The sequence below is a fragment of the Thermocrispum agreste DSM 44070 genome, from assembly GCF_000427905.1.
Lineage (GTDB): Bacteria > Actinomycetota > Actinomycetes > Mycobacteriales > Pseudonocardiaceae > Thermocrispum > Thermocrispum agreste.
Genome location: NZ_KE386603.1, coordinates 941751 through 958050, shown reverse-complemented (window position 1 = coordinate 958050; position 16300 = coordinate 941751). Strand labels below are relative to the sequence as shown.

Annotated in this window: 16 protein-coding genes and 1 pseudogene; 4 read left to right on the top strand and 13 right to left on the bottom strand. The window is 71.3% G+C overall.

What is annotated here, in order from left to right; all coding sequences use genetic code 11:
* Positions 1 to 61: 61 nt before the first annotated feature.
* Genes YWY_RS0114550 through YWY_RS0114530 form a run of 5 tightly spaced genes read right to left on the bottom strand, consistent with a single transcriptional unit; the run spans position 62 to position 4094 of the window.
* A complete protein-coding gene (locus YWY_RS0114550) occupies positions 62 to 934 on the bottom strand; it encodes an NUDIX domain-containing protein (protein WP_028848205.1) in 873 nt (290 codons plus the stop codon).
* A 5-nt stretch (positions 935 to 939) separates the two neighbouring features.
* Entirely contained in the window at positions 940 to 1932 is a 993-nt protein-coding gene (locus YWY_RS22145; protein ID WP_211227604.1) for an ROK family glucokinase, read from the bottom strand.
* Positions 1929 to 2450 (bottom strand): hypothetical protein, encoded by a 522-nt coding sequence (locus YWY_RS23780; RefSeq protein ID WP_084609262.1) that lies wholly within the window; start codon positions 2448 to 2450, stop codon positions 1929 to 1931. Before YWY_RS23780 ends, YWY_RS22145 begins: the two co-directional genes overlap by 4 nt.
* Positions 2447 to 3640, bottom strand: a complete 1194-nt coding sequence (locus YWY_RS0114535) for an ArsA family ATPase (protein WP_028848204.1) — start codon at positions 3638 to 3640, stop codon at positions 2447 to 2449. Before YWY_RS0114535 ends, YWY_RS23780 begins: the two co-directional genes overlap by 4 nt.
* Before the next feature lie 10 nt (positions 3641 to 3650).
* Positions 3651 to 4094, bottom strand: a complete 444-nt coding sequence (locus tag YWY_RS0114530; RefSeq protein WP_028848203.1) for an SRPBCC family protein — start codon at positions 4092 to 4094, stop codon at positions 3651 to 3653.
* Between the two features lie 145 nt (positions 4095 to 4239).
* On the opposite strand from YWY_RS0114530, the pseudogene YWY_RS23775 reads away from it, so the two are divergent.
* Positions 4240 to 4386 (top strand): annotated as a pseudogene (locus YWY_RS23775) (YceI family protein); the annotation flags it as partial.
* Positions 4387 to 4454: 68 nt separating this feature from the next.
* Here YWY_RS23775 and YWY_RS0114525 read toward each other — a convergent pair.
* Together YWY_RS0114525 and YWY_RS0114520 are read right to left on the bottom strand one after the other, a co-directional pair.
* Positions 4455 to 5252 carry a metallophosphoesterase family protein gene (locus YWY_RS0114525; RefSeq protein ID WP_028848202.1) on the bottom strand — a complete coding sequence of 266 codons (798 nt, stop codon included), beginning with the start codon at positions 5250 to 5252 and terminating at the stop codon, positions 4455 to 4457.
* Between the two features lie 14 nt (positions 5253 to 5266).
* Positions 5267 to 5674: a polyketide cyclase / dehydrase and lipid transport gene (locus tag YWY_RS0114520; RefSeq protein WP_425426131.1), complete on the bottom strand. Its 408-nt coding sequence runs from the start codon at positions 5672 to 5674 to the stop codon at positions 5267 to 5269.
* 110 nt (positions 5675 to 5784) lie between these two features.
* On the opposite strand from YWY_RS0114520, the gene YWY_RS0114515 reads away from it, so the two are divergent.
* Positions 5785 to 6414 (top strand): LmeA family phospholipid-binding protein, encoded by a 630-nt coding sequence (locus YWY_RS0114515; protein WP_028848200.1) that lies wholly within the window; start codon positions 5785 to 5787, stop codon positions 6412 to 6414.
* A 3-nt stretch (positions 6415 to 6417) separates the two neighbouring features.
* Here the strand turns inward: YWY_RS0114515 and YWY_RS0114510 are convergent, their stop codons facing one another.
* Together YWY_RS0114510 and YWY_RS0114505 are read right to left on the bottom strand one after the other, a co-directional pair.
* Positions 6418 to 8100: a DUF885 domain-containing protein gene (locus tag YWY_RS0114510; RefSeq protein WP_038045083.1), complete on the bottom strand. Its 1683-nt coding sequence runs from the start codon at positions 8098 to 8100 to the stop codon at positions 6418 to 6420.
* Complete coding sequence (locus YWY_RS0114505; protein WP_051310238.1) at positions 8097 to 9794, bottom strand: DUF885 domain-containing protein; 1698 nt, start codon at positions 9792 to 9794, stop codon at positions 8097 to 8099. The genes YWY_RS0114510 and YWY_RS0114505 overlap by 4 nt, the downstream gene beginning before the upstream one ends.
* Positions 9795 to 9890: 96 nt before the next feature.
* On the opposite strand from YWY_RS0114505, the gene YWY_RS0114500 reads away from it, so the two are divergent.
* Positions 9891 to 10868: an AsnC family protein gene (locus tag YWY_RS0114500; protein WP_028848197.1), complete on the top strand. Its 978-nt coding sequence runs from the start codon at positions 9891 to 9893 to the stop codon at positions 10866 to 10868.
* A 5-nt stretch (positions 10869 to 10873) separates the two neighbouring features.
* Here YWY_RS0114500 and YWY_RS0114495 read toward each other — a convergent pair whose 3' ends face one another.
* Both YWY_RS0114495 and lspA read right to left on the bottom strand, forming a co-directional pair.
* Positions 10874 to 11788, bottom strand: coding sequence for an RluA family pseudouridine synthase (locus YWY_RS0114495; protein ID WP_028848196.1), 915 nt, complete (start codon positions 11786 to 11788; stop codon positions 10874 to 10876).
* A 26-nt stretch (positions 11789 to 11814) separates the two neighbouring features.
* Positions 11815 to 12384, bottom strand: a complete 570-nt coding sequence (gene lspA, locus YWY_RS22135; RefSeq protein WP_051310237.1) for a signal peptidase II — start codon at positions 12382 to 12384, stop codon at positions 11815 to 11817.
* A gap of 249 nt (positions 12385 to 12633) precedes the next feature.
* On the opposite strand from lspA, the gene YWY_RS0114485 reads away from it, so the two are divergent.
* Positions 12634 to 13602, top strand: coding sequence for a M28 family metallopeptidase (locus YWY_RS0114485; RefSeq protein WP_028848195.1), 969 nt, complete (start codon positions 12634 to 12636; stop codon positions 13600 to 13602).
* Between the two features lie 790 nt (positions 13603 to 14392).
* Here the strand turns inward: YWY_RS0114485 and YWY_RS0114475 are convergent.
* The gene (locus YWY_RS0114475) at positions 14393 to 14680 is read right to left on the bottom strand and encodes a DUF167 domain-containing protein (protein ID WP_211227538.1); all 288 of its coding nucleotides are present in this window, start codon (positions 14678 to 14680) and stop codon (positions 14393 to 14395) included.
* 64 nt (positions 14681 to 14744) lie between these two features.
* Positions 14745 to 16178, bottom strand: coding sequence for a penicillin-binding transpeptidase domain-containing protein (locus tag YWY_RS0114470; protein WP_028848193.1), 1434 nt, complete (start codon positions 16176 to 16178; stop codon positions 14745 to 14747).
* Positions 16179 to 16300 lie beyond the last annotated feature (122 nt).

Genomic DNA, 16300 nt, shown 5'->3' with positions numbered 1-16300 from the left:
GAATGCACGATCGGTGTGACACGTCGCACGGCGCCCAGGGCGCTGTGGCGCGTTTGACGGGTCAGTCCAGCTCATCCAGCATCGCGTTCAGGGTGCGCGGCCCGACGACGACGGCACCGGCCTCTTCCACCCGCGCGCGCAACCGACGATCCGCAGTCACCACGACCAGGTGGTCGTCGGCGCGCTCGGACCGGACCGCAGCTACCTCGGCCACGATCGCAGAGTCACCGTCCTCGGGTGCGGCGACGACTTCGACGCCGTCGGCCGGCGCAGTCGTACGGGCGTCGCCTTCCACGACCAGCCGGACGTCCGGCCACCAGCTGAACTCGCCCCAGCCGGGCAACCCGTCGTAACCCGCCGGAATGCCCGCGCCCGCCAGGCGGGCCAGCTTGTCGCGCAGGCGGGCGGCCGCGCCCGCCCGGTCCTTCCACCATCCGTCGCGCCGTGACCCGATGACATTGGCCGCGTCCACCACCAGAACCAGCCGCCTGCCCACGTGTTCCCGCAGCTTGGGCCACGCTGCGGCGAAGTCCCGGTGCAGCGGGTAGCCGGCGACCTCCTCGACCGGCACCCAGCGCATACCCGCCGCCTCCGCGGACACGGCGCGCGCGGCCACCGGCCGCCGGGCCGTGGCCAGGACCGTGGTGTAGCGCCAGTTCCCGTGATCGACCACCACGCTCGCGGTCAGCTCCACCGCGTCGGGCGGGACGTCGGCTTCCTCGCCCGCTTCCCGCACCGCAGCGTCCCACGGGAACTCGGCGCGGCGCAGGGCGCCGCCGGGCAGCGCCCAGGTGCCTCCTTGATGCACCCAACGGGCGCGGTGCTGCAGCAGCACCCTGCGCTCCGGATCGCTCAGTAACAGCCCCGCCGCGCCGTACCTGCCCCAGTGCCACTGGCCGCACGCGCATCGGACGAAGCCATCGCCGCTGGCCACTGCCGCTAACCGTTCCTGCGCGTCCGTTTGCGCCACGAGCCGGGCACGCCGGACACCGCCTCCCGCGCCAGCAGCGCGCCGCCGACGATGGCGGCGTCGTCGCCCAGCTGGGCGGTACGGATCCGCGCCAACGGCCGGTTGCCCGCCCCGGTCACCACCCGGGCGTAGTGCTCGCGCGCCTCGTCCAGGAACAACGTCGCCGACTCCGACACCCCGCCGGCGATCACGATGATCTCCGGGTCGAAGACGTCGGCGACCAGTGCCAGGCCCTCCCCCAGCCACGTGGCCAGGTCGGCCATGGCCATCATGCCGATCTCGTCGCCGTCCCTGGCGGCCGCGGCGACCCGCCGCCCGGTCACCGAACCGGGATCGCCTGCGGCCTCACGAGCCAGCACGGTCGATCGGCCCGGGTAGCGGGACAGCAGCTCCAGCGCGGTCATGGCCAGCGCGGTGCCGCTGCAGTAGCGCTCCCAACAGCCACGCTTGCCGCACGAACACTGGCGGCCGTCCGGGACGAGCCGGAGGTGACCCAGCTCCGGCGCCACGCCGTTGGCGCCGCGGTAGATCTCGCCGTCGAGCAGCAGGCCGCAGCCGATGCCCGTGCCCAGCGCCACCAACGCCACCACCGACGCGCCCGCCGCGGCCCCGTAGACGTACTCGCCCAATGCCGCGGCATTGGCGTCGTGCTCCAGGGTCACCGGCAACTCGGTGCGGGCGGATATTCGCTGCGCCACCGGCGCCTGCCGCCACGCCAGGTGCGGTGCGAACTGCACCGTCTTGCCGTCCGGCGCGACGAACCCGGCCACGCTCAGCCCCACCCCGGCCACCGGGTGCTCCCGGCGCAGCCGCGTGACGACCCCGACGATGGCCTTCTCCAGCGTGCTTTCGTCGTCCGGTGTGGCCACCCGGCAGCTGTCGATGATCGCTCCGCGCTCATCGACGACCCCTGCCCGGATGCTCGTTCCTCCGACGTCGACCCCAATCGTGACTGTGTTCAGCGCAGTCGCTCCCCGTTCTCGGACTTCCGCACCGCGACACGCTGCACGCGGGACGAAGACCGGCGCTGACCTCCGCCGCCCTCCCCATCGGCGGCAGGCGTGCGCGGCGTCCCCGCAGCGGGTGGGGGTGCCGACGCCGACGACGCCGCCGACCCGTTGCCGGAAGTCCGTGGGTCGAAGCCCGGCATGTGCACGCCCTGTTCCGGATGCCAGCGGTCGGCCAACACCGCGCGGAGCAGGGACACGGCCTGGGCGGCCTGCTCGCACGCCCTGGCGCTGAATTCCGGCCCCTGGCTTTTGGCAATGCTGACCGCGGTGCAGATCGGACACCAACTGACACATTGCCGCTCCGCCGAGTGCTCCCCCAGAGCGGGGTGGTCACCCGCACGGAGCCGCTCCAGCCAGGGCGCGGACCGTTCCAGGACCATCTCGACCAGCAGCTTGAGCTCGTGGCCAAGCGTCCCGGCGGGGTTTCCGGCGGCCGCGGTGTCCGCTTTGTCGGCACCGGCAGTGCTCATCGGATCTCCTCCGGTTCGGCAAGATGGACCACTATGCCTTCGGCGTCGGATTCCGCGCCCACGACCGCGCAGGATCGTAACAGCCTCGGCAACGCGACCAGGCGACGGAAACCGTCGATTGTGATGGCCAAGTCATCGTCGACCCTGGCCAGGTCGACGTCGGTCCGCGGATCCAGCGGCACCGCGATGCGCAACCGGTAGCCGCCGCGCGGGTTGGCGGTGATGTGCATCATCGCCGCCTCACCCGTGGTGTCCTTGCCGCTCACCGCGTCCCTGCCGCCCATCGGGGCGAGCGGGTCACCGCCGCGGTACAGCTGCTCGGAGATGTCCGCCAGTGCCTCCAGGCCGACCGGTTCCTCGGCCCGGTGCTCGACCACGGTCAGCGCGGGCATGCCGACCCCGCGCAGCTCGGCCAGTACCTCGTCCTGCTGCTTGCGCCGGGCGCGCAGCCAGCTGGCCGCACCGCCGCGCCACATCCCGGGCGCGGGCATCAGCCGGTTGGCGATGAGGCCGTCCACCTTGATCCCGCGCAGCGCCAGCGCGGTCAGCGTCCGCCTGGTCTCGGCCACCACCACCCGCTCCGGGGTGAGCACCAGCCGGACCGAGGTCACGTCGTGGTCGGTGAGCAGGTCGCGCAGCCGCTCCAGGTGCTCACCGAGCTTGGCCACCGAGCCGGCCACGCCCTTGCTGACCTTGCCCGCCCCCTGCCACGGCTGCCAGCCGTAGAGCCGCCGCAGGTAGGCGGCGATGGCCTCGGGCAGGGCGAGCAGCCGCAGCGTCTCCGCGGTCGGGCCGCAGTCCACCACCACGCTGTGCCAGTGCTTGGTCATCGCCAGCCGCCGGACCTCGGTCAACGCCAGCAGCTCGTCGATGCCCGGCAGCACGGTCAGCTCCTCGGCGTCCAGCGCGTCCAGCCCCGCGCCCGCCAGCGCGTCGCGCAACTGCCGCCGCAGGTCCTCCCACGCCGCATCGACCAGGTTGCGGGAGTCGATCTGCACGCCGTCCAGCCGCCGGGTGATCTCTTTCGGCTCCGGGCCCAGCGGAACGCCGTAGGCATCGGCCAGCGAATGCGCCGGATCGGTGGAGATCACCAGCGTCCGACGGCCGTGTGCGGCGAGCGTGGCCCCCGTCGCGGCGGCCAGCGTCGTCTTCCCGACGCCACCTTTCCCGGTGAACAGCAACAACCGCACGATGGTCCCCTCAGCTCGACTCGGCCCTGCGCTTGAGCTCCTTGAGTGCGATGTCCATGATCACCTTCTCCGCCTTGCGGCGCAGCAGGCCGATCATCGGCAGCGCGAGCTCGACCGACAGCGTGTAGGTGACTTCGGTCGAGGAGCCGTCACCCAGCGGGCGCAGCGCGTACTCCCCCTTCTGCGCACGCTGCATCTGCCCTTCGACCAGGTGCCAGTTGACGCGCAGGCCGTCCGGCGCCCAGTCGTAGCACAGCGTGTACACGTCCTGGACCGGGCCGGCGTCCAAGGTGAACTTCACGCGGTACGGCCGTCCGTGGTCGTCACGCTCCAGCACCTCGGTCCGGCGTACCGCCTTGGCCCACTCCGGGTAGGACTCCAGGTCGGCGATCACCGCCATGACGCGATCCGCTGGGGCGTCGACCACGATCGACTGGGTCGACTCATCAGGCATGTACCGAGCCTACTGCGCTTGGTGACCGGCGGAGGTGCGACGTGCGCAGGCGCACGCTGACTGTTCGCCCCGGCGGCAAGCTTCGGTGCACCAAGTGCCAGTGGCCGGTCGCGCAGCATGGCTGTACGCCTGCGCGCCCGAGCCGGGCAACCAGCGGATCGGTTTCGAAGGCAGCACCACCATCAGCCGCAAGGAGTTCGGCATCACCCGGAACGCCGCCCTGGAGACCGGCGGCGTGCTGGTCAGCGACAAGGTGACGCTGGAGTTCGAGATCTCGGCGATCAAGCAGGCCTACCTGTCCGCGTGCCCACAGCCGCCGGTGGCCTGCAGCAACCGGTCAGCCCGCCGCTGCCGCCCAGGTCACCACTTCAGCACGAACGGCCGCTCGACGGCGCGGAAATGCCCGACGTTGCAGCACTCGGTCTGCCCGATCCGCATGCGAGCCGCCAGCGGTTGGTGCACGTGGCCGAACAGGGACCAGCGTGGCCGCCGCGTCGTGATCGTCTCCAGCACGCCGGCTGCTCCCTGCTCCACCCGCCGGGCCACCACGTCGTAGGTCAGCTCCGGTACCCGCGGCGGGATGTGCGTGCACAGCACGTCGACGTCGCCCAGCGACTCGATGACTTCCCCGAACTCCTCCACGGTGCGCATGTAGGGCCGCCAAGCCGCCCCAGGACGGGGCCGGTAGCCGGGTGGCTGCAGCGTGCCGCCGACGAAACCGAAGCGCAACCCTCCGATGGTGACCGCCGAACCGTCCAGCACCCGCACGTTCTCCCCGGCGTATTCCGGCCACAGCGCAGGCAGGTCGACGTTGCCCGGCGTGGCGTACACCGGCACGGAACAGGAGTTGAGCACCCCGAACAGCTCGTCGTACTGGGCCCGGATGGCTTCCTCGATCGCCGCGGCCGGATCACGCAGGCTGTCCCACAGCGAGCGGGAGAACTGCACCGTGCGCTCCCGGTCGCCCGATGCCCGCAACCGCGCGAACGTCGCCACCTTCTCCGGACCGAAGAGCATGCCGAGGATCCCGCGCGAATGGTTCTGGTAGTCGACGAAATCCAGCAGATCGCCGAGCACGACGAGGGCGTCGGCGCGGTCGGCGGCACGGGCCAGTGCCTTGGCGTTGCCGTGGACGTCGGACACGACGTGGACTCGCACGCGGATCCTCTCAGCTACAGCGTCGGCGGCACCCCGGGGCGCCTGCCGTCCTCCAAGGTCAGCTTCAAGTTCAAGGCGAGCTGTTTGGCGGCCTTCGCCCGGCGGTCACGGGCACGGACCAGCTGCCGCCGGGTGTGCGCACCGACCGGGTCGGCACGCAGGAAGTAGTGCAGCACCGTCCCGTCCATCACGCGTTCGCACCACACCTCCATGGTGCCCACCAGAGCCCCGGACACGGTCCAGCGCAGGCCTTCGTCGCCGCGGTCGGCGTAGACGGTCAGGTGCAGGTCCGGCCAGTAATGCCGCCACGAGCGCGGATCCTTGAACACCGCCGCCACGGTGGCGGGCGGGACCGCGATGAACGTCTCGTCGACGAGGTCGATCGCTGGGGTCTCCGGCACAGCCTCTGCCTGCTCAGCCACGAGTGCAGCATCCCACAACCACTGTCCGTGCCGTCAGCGAGCGCGGCAGGATGACCCGGGCGGACCTATACTCGCCTGGTTTTGCCGGATCGTGTCAGCTCGGGTGATCAGTGGACCTGTTCGAGACCGTGCGGCAGTCGGTGATGACCGTGCTGCGCGCCGACCACGTGGCGCTCGACCCGCCGCCGCGCACACTCGCCCGGCGCGCGCTCAGACGGCACGTCGACCGCGTCGAGCTGCGGGCCGACGGGGTGCCGATCGGCGACGCGGACGGCAAGATCGATCATCTGCACGTCGTCGTGCGGGACGTCCGGCTGACGATGACGTGGCGCAAGCCCGCACTGTCCATCGGTGCGGCCCGGTTCACCGCGCAGCTCGGCGAGGACCAGCTCACCGCGCTGATCCCGCTGCCGCCCGGCGTGGCCAGGATGTCGGTCACCGAGCACGGCGTCACGCTGCACACCGTCGCCGGCCTGCCGATCGACACGGTGGTGCGGATGGACGGGGTGCACCGGGTGCACGTCGCCCCGACCACTCCGGCCAAGGTGCCACTGCTGGACCTCATCGGCATCGACGTCGCGCTGCCGCGATTCCCGCCGCCCGCCGTGCTCGACCAGATCCTCCGCGTCGGCAGGACGTTCGACCTGCCGGAGCTGCCCGCCGGGGCACGTGTGGATCGGATCGAACCGCTGGCCGGGGCCATGCGCTTCTCCGGAACCGTCGACCTGCTGCCGCGGTGACACCTAAGCCAAGCCGGTGGCCCACTCCTGCACCACCCGATCCAGGATCGACATCGGCAGCGGCCCGGCGCCCAGCACGACGTCGTGGAACGCCCTGATGTCGAACCGTTTGCCGAGCACGGCCTGCGCACCGGCCCGCATGCGCTGGATCTCCAGCCGGCCGACCATGTAGGACAGCGCCTGCGCGGGCACCGCGGCGTAGCGGTCGACCTCCGCCTCGATCTCCAGCGGGGCCATCGGGGTCCGCTCGCGCAGGAAGCCGACCGCGCGTTCCCGGCTCCAGCCCTTGGCGTGCAGGCCGGTGTCCACCACCAGCCGGGCGGCCCGCATCGAGTCCTGCACCAGCATCCCCAGCCGGGACACGTCGTCGGTGTACAGGCCCATCTCGTCGGCCAGCCGCTCGGCGTAGACGGCCCAGCCCTCGTCGTAGGCGTTCACCACGGCGATGCGGCGCAGCAGCGGCAGTTCGCTCAGCCCGCGGGCGGTGGTGACCTGGAAATGGTGGCCGGGTATCGCCTCGTGGAAGGCGATCGCCTCGGCCAGGTACCGGTAGCGCTGCGGGGCGTCGGTGACGTTGAGGTAGTAGATGCCGGGCCGGGAGCCGTCCAGCGGCGGAGCGGTGTAGTACGCCGTGGAGCCGCCGCTCGCCTCCGCCGCGGGCACCGGCCGCACCTCGATCCTGTCCGTGGGGACCTGGCCGAACCACGACGGCACGGCCTGCTCGGCACGCGCGATCGCCTGCCGGGCCGCGTGCAGCATCTCGCCCCCGTCCGCCCAGCGCAGGACCGGATCGGAGCGCAGCCGGTGGAAGATGTCCTCGATCGAGCTGGTGCCGAAGACCTTCTTGCCGAGCGCGGCGTACTCGGCGTTGAGCTTGTCCAGGATGGCCAGGCCGGATTGGTGCAACTCGTCGGCGCTGCGCTCGGTGGTGGTGTGCACCCGGATCAACGCCGCGTAGCGGGTCTCGCCCTCGGGCTGCCACCACAGGCCGGCCTGGCCGTCGGGCCGCGCCGCGGGCAGCAGCTCGTCGACCAGGAATTGCCGGTAGCGGGCGTACGCCGGCCGTACCACGTCGGCGACCAGCTTGTCGCGACGCTCCTCGAACCCGCTGACCGGTTCCTGCGCGGTCACCGCACCCAGCGGATCCTGCCGGGAGCCCAGATAGCGCTCGACGTAGGCGATGCCTGCGCGCACCAGGAAACCGGGCGGGGCGAGGCCGTGCTCGATCCCGGAACGCTGGCGCGCCGCCACCATCTCCAGGTACCGGGGCAGGGCGGCCAGCCGTTCCAGGTAGCCCTCGGCGAGTTCGCCGTCGGTCAGCGTGATGATCGGCAGGGCGATGAGCGGCCACAGCGCGGGCGAGGACAACCCGTCGCTGACCGAGAACTCCTCGCTGCGTACGTCGATCTCCGCGACCAGCGCCATCGCCTGCTGCACGATCAGCTCGCGGGTGATCCGCTCCTGCTCGGTGAGCACGGTCGGGTCGACCGCCGTCGCCGCCCGCGCGATGGCCAGCACCGCGTTCTTGGTGCGCTGCCTGCCCTGCACCGAGTAGTCGGTCAGCCGGTGATGCGGGCCGGGCAGCCCCAGCAGGGACGCCTCGATCGGATAGGCCTCGAAGCGGGCGGCCACCAGCTCGTCGGCGAGCGAGGCGATCTCCTCGCGCGGGCCCCAACCGGTGCTCATTGCCGCTCGACCCACTCGCCGACCAGGGTGTCCAACACGCCGAGCGGCACCGCGCCGCTGCCCAGCACGACGTCGTGGAATGCCCGGATGTCGAACCGGTCCCCCAGCCGCCGCTCGGCCGCCTGGCGCATCCGCAGGATCTCCAGCCGCCCGACCATGTACGACAGCGCCTGGCCGGGGTAGGCGATGTAGCGGTCCACCTCCGCCTCGATCTCCACCAACGGCATCGGGCTGTTGGTGCGCAGGTAGTCGATCGCCTGCTCGCGGCTCCAGCCCTTGGCGTGCAGGCCGGTGTCCACCACCAGCCGCCCGGCCCGCAGCGAGTCCATGCTGAGCATGCCGAGCAGCGCCACGTCACCGGAGTACAGGCCCATCTCCTGGGCCAGCCGTTCGGTGTACAGGCCCCAGCCCTCCACGTAGGCGGTGAACCCGTTGACCCGCCGCAGCAGCGGGATGTCGTCCAGGCTCAGCGCCAGGCTGATCTGGAAGTGGTGCCCGGGGATGGCCTCGTGGAACGCGGTCACCTCGGCGGTGTGCTTGAAGCGCTCGGTGACCTGGTAGGTGTTGGCGAAGTAGGTACCGGGACGGCTGCCGTCGGCCGACGGCGCCATGTAGTAGGCGGCCGGGGCGCCGGGTGCGGCAGCGGCAGGCACCTCCTCGACCACCCACGGCTGGGTGGGGATCCGCCCGAACCACTGCGGCGCGGCCTGCTCGGCGCGGCGGATGGCGGCGTTGGCGTGCTCGATCAGCTCCTCGGCCGACGACCAGCGCAGCGCCGGATCGGTGCGCAGCCGGTGGAAGATCTCGCCGAGGTCGGTGGTGCCGAACACCCGCGAGCCCACCTCGGCGTACTCGCCGGCCAGCCGGTCGATCAGGTCCAGCCCGACCTGATGCAGCTCGGCCGGATCACGGTCCACGGTGGTGTGCACGCCCGCCAGCAACCGGTAGATCCGCTCGCCGTCCGGCAGCCAGGCCAGGCCCGGCTTGTCCTCCGGGCGGGCGTGCGGGGCGATGTGCTCGACGAGCCCGTCGCGGTACTGCCGGATCGCCGGGCGCACCACGTCGCGCAACAGCCGCTCCCGCTCGGCGTGGAAGTCCCCCACGTCCACGCCGTCCGGCGGGGCGGGGCGGGCGAGCGGGTCGTTGCCCGGATCGGACAGGTGCCGGTCCAGGTGCCGCACGGCCGCATCGACCAGGTGCGCGACCGGCACCCGGCCCGCCGCCACACCCGCGCGATGCCGCTCCAGCGCTCCCGCCAGGTAACGCGGCACGTCGCGCAGCCGCCCGAGGTAGGACTCGGCGTGCTCGGGGCCGGATATCTGCAGCATCGGCAGCGTGGTCAGCATCCCGACGGCGGGGGCCACGAAGATGTCGGTGACGGTGTACTCCACCTCGCGGGCGGCGACCCGGTCCAGGTGCGCCTGGGCCAGCGAGATCACGACGTCCCGGGTCAGCCGGTCCTCCGGCTCCGTCGGCTCCAGCTCGCGTGCCCGGCGCAGCACGTCCCGTACCGCGTCGGCGCCGCGCTGTTCCTCCTCTTCCGTGATGGCACCCAGGCCCGCCCGGCTGGTGTCGATGCCGAGCATGGCCGGCCAGACCGGGTCGATGTCGAACTGCACCTGCAGCAGCTCGTCGGCCAGCGCGCGGGCTTGCTCGCCCTCCGGCGCTGACGGAGCAGGGGTGTTGTCGCTCATCGTTCTCCTCGGAGATCACCGTGACGCCTGCCGACGAGCTTATCTCCGCGCCGTGGCATCCCACTCGCTCGCGAGCGCTGCTGTAGCGTCTTCACCGTGGCCGTGACCGATCCGATGGATGCTCGTCTGCTGGCGGCGCTGGCGGACATGGGCAAAGCCGCCGTGCACGAACTGGCGGCCAAAGTCGGGATGGATCCGCGCGAGGCCGCCACCCGGCTGATCACGCTGTCCGGCAGCGGGCTCCCGCTGCTGGTCGGAGTGGAGTGCGACCCGCGCGGCATCCGCGCCGCGGTGGCCGGAGCCTGGCACGGCCCGCCCTCCGGCGCCCACCCGGCCCAGCCCGCCCAGCCGTACGGCCCGACGAGCGGCGGCTTTCCCGCCCAGCCGCAGGGCTCGGGCCCGCACCGGGTGCCCTCGGGCCCGCATCGGGTTCCCGCCCACGGCGGCGGCCATCCCGGCCCGGCCGGCGCCTACCAGCACCCCGGTGTCTCCCAGCCGGTGCCCGCCGGGGCGCCCGGCCACCCGGCGCAGTCGCCCGTACCGGCCCAGCCGGACCCGGTGATCAGCACGTGGGGGCCGCCGCAGACCGCGGCGTGGGCGCGCGGCGACCAGGACTCACTCACCAGCCACGCGGCGAGCCCGCCGTCCGGGCCACGTACCGGCAAGGTCGGGGACGCGCTGCGCACCGAGGGGCTGGAGGGCGAGCAACTGACGGTGCAGTTGATCGAGGTGCAGGATCCGGCCGACTACTTGTTCGGGGCCGCCGGATACCGTCTGGAGCCCGGTGAGCGGGCCGTGGTGGTGCACACCGAGATCACCAACACCGGGTCGATCCCGTACATGTCGTTGCCGGACAACTACCTGGAGCTGATCACCGCGGACGGGTCGGCGATCGCCAAGGCCCCGGTGGCGCTGACGTCCCGGCCGCCGCACAAGATCGGCGTGCAGCCGGGCGAGACACTGGGCGGGCACACCGTGTACATCCTGCCGGAATCGACCAGGGTGACCGCCGTGCGGTGGAGTCCACGCCCGGAACCGGACGCCCGCACGCTCACCTGGACCATCGAGGACTGACGGCGCTACGACTCCGCTCGCAGCTGTTCGAGCGCGGCCGCGAGATCCGGCGGGTACTCGGAACGGAACTCGACGTACCGGCCGTCCGCGGGGTGGGCGAAGCCCAGGCTCCTGGCGTGCAGCCACTGCCGGTTCAGGTTGAGCTTGCGGGCCAGCACCGGGTCCGCGCCGTAGGTCAGGTCACCGACGCACGGATGCCGGAGCGCGGAGAAGTGCACCCGGATCTGGTGGGTGCGCCCGGTCTCCAGCCGCACCGCGACCAGCGACGCCGCCCGGAACGCCTCGATCACTTCGTAGTGCGTGACGCTCGGCCGCCCACCCGCCACGACAGCGAACTTGTAGTCGTGGCGCGGATGCCGGTCGATCGGCGCGTCGATGGTGCCCTGCGTCGGGTCGGGGTGCCCCTGCACCAGGGCGTGATACCCCTTGTCGACCTTGCGCTCCTTGAACGCGCGCTTGAGCACCGTGTAGGCGTGCTCGCTCTTGGCCACCACCATGACGCCGGTGGTGCCCGCGTCGAGGCGATGGACCACGCCCTGCCGTTCGGCGGCACCGGACGTGGCGATGCGGATGCCTGCCGCGGCCAGCCCGCCGACCACCGTCGGCCCGGTCCAGCCGGGGCTGGGGTGCACGGCGACCCCGACCGGTTTGTCGACCACCACGATGTCGTCGTCCTCGTGCAACACCCGCAGCCCGTCCACCAGCACGGGCTCGACGGCCGGCGGGCGTTCCGGCTCCGGCATGGTCACCTCGAGCAGGCCGCCCGCGCGCAGCCGGTCCGACTTGGCGGCCGGCTTGCCGTCCAGCAGCACGTCACCGTTGGCCGCCAGCTCGGCCACCACGGTGCGGGACAGTCCGAGCAAGCGGGCCAGGCCGGCATCGACGCGCATCCCGTCGAGGCCGTCCGGAACCGGGAGCATGCGGTTTCGGTGCGAAGACGGGAACGTCACTGCGCCTCCGGGGCTTCACCGACTTCGGCCGGGCGGTCCTCGCGCGGCTTCTTCCTGCTGTTGGTGCCGTCGTACTCGTATCCGAGGAAGGTGAGCAGGACGATGAGGATCCCGCCGACGACGATGCTGGAATCCGCCACGTTGAACACCGGCCACACCTCGCCGTTCGGGGCGAACACCGACACGAAATCCACCACGTGACCCTGCAGCGGCCCTGGCGCCCGGAAGATCCGGTCGACCAGGTTCCCCAGCGCACCCGCGAGCACCAGGCCGAGCCCGATGGCCCAGCCGGTGGACCGGAGCTTGCGGGCCAGCCAGACGATCGCGACCACCACGCCGATCGCCACCAGGGCCAGCACCCACGTCATGCCGGTGGCCATGGAGAACGCGGCGCCGGGATTGCGCAGCAGCTGGAGATAGACCAGCCCGCCGAGCACGCGCACCGGTTCGCGGCCCTCCAGCGCGTCGACGGCGATGACCTTGGTGACGACGTCGAGCACCAGCACGACCGCGGCGACGGCCGCTACCAGGCCCACGCGTCGCGGGGGAAGCTGTGTTTCGCCCACTACTCAACACTAACTGCACACGTGTTCACCACGTGCCGCACACCCGATCAACACGAATCCGCCACGTGTACGACCGAGCCGCACACCCGGTCCACACGTGCCGGGCACCGGATCACCGCGACGTTCGCCGGCCCGGCGCGGGCGCCTGAAGCCGCGTGCTCTGTCCGGGGATCTGGACCAAAAGGCGGTACCGCAGCGCCTGCCGGATCTGTCATGGTCACTGTTTCCGGCGGCCGACCGGGGGGTCCGATGAGCACGCGCAGGACACTCACCCGCAGCGTACAGGCGCTGGTCCTGGCAAGCGCCCTGTTCGCATCGGCGGGTGCCGCCGCCGTGCCCACCGCGACGATCACGGCGCCGGCGACGGCGGCGCCGGACATCCCGGTGGCCAAAGTGCAGGCGCACCTGGCCGAGTTGCAGGCCATCGCCGACACCCACGGCAATCGTGCGCACGGCACACCGGGATTCAAGGCGTCGGTGGACTACCTGCAAGGCCTGCTGGACGCCGCGGGTTACACCACCACCGTGCAGGAATTCGCGTTCCTCGGCGAAACCGGATACAACCTCGTCGCGGAGTGGCCTGCCGGGTCCACCGGCCAGGTGCTGATGCTGGGCTCCCACCTGGACGGGGTCACCGCGGGGCCGGGCATCAACGACAACGGCTCGGGCAGCGCCGCCCTGCTGGAAGTGGCGCTCACCATCGCCGAACAGGACCTGCGCCCGGTCAAGAAGCTGCGTTTCGCCTGGTGGGGCGCCGAAGAGCTGGGCTTGGTCGGGTCCAGGTACTACGTCGACTCGCTCTCGGCCGAGGAGAAGGCGGCCATCGTCGGCTACCTCAACTTCGACATGATCGGATCGCCGAACGCCGGCTACTTCGGTTACTCCCCGGACGGCCAGCCGGACGGGTCGGCGGAGCTGCAGCGACCCTTGAACGACTACTTCGCCGCCCTCGGCGTGCCGACCGAGGACATCGACATCGGCGGTCGCTCCGACCATGCGGCGTTCGCCGCCGCCGGCATTCCCACGGCGGGCATGTTCACCGGGGCGGAAGGCAGGAAGACCGCGGCCCAGGCGGAGAAGTGGGGTGGCATCGCCGGGGAGGCATTCGACTCCTGCTACCACCGCAGCTGCGACGATCTGGACAACATCAACACCGAAGCGCTGGACCGGAACGCCGACGCCATCGCTCACGCGATCTGGACGCACGCAATGCGTTGACTTCGCCAACACGGCTAGACGAACACCGTCAGCGGCCGCAACCGGACGCGCATTCTTCCTGACCGTGTTCGCCGCGCCGATCTGCTGACACCCTGTGGGTGACAGCCGCGCCCTGGTCGATGCTGGCCGTCGACGAAAGCAGCCAGGCCGTCACCGATGGGCAACAGCCGCGCAGAGCTCGATGCCATACAGGGGTCATCGGCCGAGAACGCGCCGCACAAGGTCACACAGGCCATCCCGAGTACGCACGGTGACGACAAGTTGTGAGCAAGGCACCGTCGTCGACCTGGTAACAAAAGCGATAGCCGACGACCCGGACACGCCACACGTCGCGGAGATTCTTGCCCGGTCAGCGGTGTGCAACCAGGCGGCCGGGGTCTGCGGCGAGCGCCCCGCTTGCGTCTTCGATGGCTTTCGCGTGGCTCGGCTGACCTTTTGCCAGCCTCTCGTCACTTGTCTGCAGTACGGGTGAGCTCGATCTCGTGTCCTGCTCAGCCCTCACGGCGAGGAGTGCGGGCACTGGACCGGCATACGCTCTTCGGAACCTGCTTCGACACGGGCAAGCACCTCGCTCACCTTGCGCAGGTCCAGCAGATCCTCGAGGTGTCCGAGAAGCTCCGCTGCATCGGCAGGGACCACGGCGACGGGCGCGGAGGTCGTTCTTCGTCACATTGGATGGCCTCGTCGCCGTACTCCGCACGTCCGTGATCCTGGCGAAGCCAGCGCGAGCCTCACTGACGGGGATGCGGCCGAAGCCATGGACAAAAGGGCATCTTCCGTCTGGTGTGGCTCAACGTCGCTCGTCCCGGAGCAGTTCGGCCAGGCGACGCTCCGCCTCCGGCGGTGCCGGGTCGAGCTCCACGACCTTGTCCCGGCCACGCAGCCCGGTGACGATGTGCACGTGCTGCCGCCGCACGTCGAACGCGGCGGCCAACGCCTTGGTGACCGCCTCGTTGGCCTTGCCGTCCACCGCGGGTGCGGTGACGGCCACGACGAGGGCGTCTCCGCGGGCACCACCGACATGGTTCCGCTTGGCATTCGGTTTGACGCGGACGGCGAACCGCACGCTGCTCGTCATGCCTTGCACAGTACCCAGGCCCGGGGCGCGCACCCCGAGGTGACCGATCCGCTGGATCGCCGGGTCATCGCTGTGCCCGCAAGAACCGCGCGGCGACGGACAGCGCACGAGTCTCCGTGCCGCCGTCCTCCACCAGCACGGCGAAAGCGAGATCGCCCGCGTATCCGGCGAACCAGCTGTGCCGCACACCGTGACCGGCCCGTGCCGTGCCGGTCACCCCGTGGACCTCGGCCCCCTCCTTGTCGAGCGCCTTCAGCGAGGACGCCCGCCCGTCGGTGACCACAGCCCGCATGTACTCCCGCAGGGCGGCCACCGTCTCCTTGTCGGGCGCCTGGTAGCCGCTCAGCACCTTGGTGGGATGGGCACGCCAGAACTGCGGCGTCACCGGCTCACCTGCCGCCACGGTTGATACCACGAGGGCAAGCCCGAACGGGCTGACGAACACGTCGCCCTGTCCCTTGCGCTGCTCCATCAGCGTCGCGGCGTCGTCCGCCTTGCGTACCGCACCCGCCTCGGTGCCGATCCCCGGGATCTCGAAGTCGGCATTCCACCCCAGGCTGCTGGCGGCACGCGCGATCGCCGCCGCCGAATCACCATCAGCGGCCAGCGTGACCAGGGAGAACACTTCTTCGCCCGGCGGGTACAGCCCGCTCAGCGAGATCGGTCCCTGGTCGACGTGCTCGTTCTGCGCGACCGCCAGCAGTGCGCCGGTGGACGGCCGGAACGCGATCAACGCGGCGGGCTTGCCCTGGCTGTCCACGGCCGACTGGGCGGCGTCCTGCAGTGGAATGCTCAGCGTGGTGGGCAGCGGCTTGCCGCCTTTCGGCCCGTCGCCGGAGAGGAACCTGACCCGCTTCTTGCCCTTCATCGCCGCGACCGCCCATCGCTCCGGCGGCTGGCGTTCCTGCGCCTCGGCGAGCATGGCGGGCAGCAACAGCTTGGCGCGGTGCGGATGCACCGGTTTCGGCCCGACCTCGCCCCACACCAGCAGCGGACGACCGGAGGCGTCGACCACGGCGGGCACGTCGACACCGTCGACGAGCGCGAGGTGCTGCCCCTCCTCCAGCTCGGGATGCACCACCGCGGGCGAGAAGTCCACCAGCCAGCTGCCGTCCCGCTGAACCAGCGGGACCGTGGTGCGGTAACTGAACGTGCGGTCGTTGGCGAACGTCCACTCGACGGCGACCACGGCCGACGCCTTCGCACCGTTCGTCTTCACCTCACCCAGCGCCGACGACACCGTCACGTCGGGCAGCTTGCGGAAGATCCGGCGCAGCGTGGTCTTGGCCGCGGCGGGATCGGTGGTCAGCTCGGCCGCCGCAGAGACCTTCCGGTCGTCGAACGCGGTCACGTACTGCCAGGCGATCTCCCACGCACCGGGCGGCCGCCGGTCGTCGTCCGCTTCGAGTTCGTTGCGCAGCACAACGACACCAGCGCCCACGAAACCGGCCACCAACGCGACGATGGCGATGATGGCCCAGCGGCGGTCGGACTGCACGACGCCTGCTCACCTCCCCGGCACGTCGGGCGTCGCCATTCAGCGAAGTTCAGCGAGGTGCCGCCAGTGTGCCACCGGCGCGACCGCGGCTGAACCGCGGCACGACGCCGAGACGGTATCGC

Coding starts and splice junctions, on each gene's coding strand:
- YWY_RS0114510 (WP_038045083.1), bottom strand. CDS start 8,100: ATGAGCACCGGTTGGGGCCCGCGCGAGGAGATCGCCTCGCTCGCCGAC.
- YWY_RS0114475 (WP_211227538.1), bottom strand. CDS start 14,680: ATGACGAGCAGCGTGCGGTTCGCCGTCCGCGTCAAACCGAATGCCAAG.
- YWY_RS23780 (WP_084609262.1), bottom strand. CDS start 2,450: ATGAGCACTGCCGGTGCCGACAAAGCGGACACCGCGGCCGCCGGAAAC.
- YWY_RS0114530 (WP_028848203.1), bottom strand. CDS start 4,094: ATGCCTGATGAGTCGACCCAGTCGATCGTGGTCGACGCCCCAGCGGAT.
- YWY_RS0114485 (WP_028848195.1), top strand. CDS start 12,634: ATGAGCACGCGCAGGACACTCACCCGCAGCGTACAGGCGCTGGTCCTG.
- YWY_RS0114505 (WP_051310238.1), bottom strand. CDS start 9,794: ATGAGCGACAACACCCCTGCTCCGTCAGCGCCGGAGGGCGAGCAAGCC.
- YWY_RS0114495 (WP_028848196.1), bottom strand. CDS start 11,788: ATGCTCCCGGTTCCGGACGGCCTCGACGGGATGCGCGTCGATGCCGGC.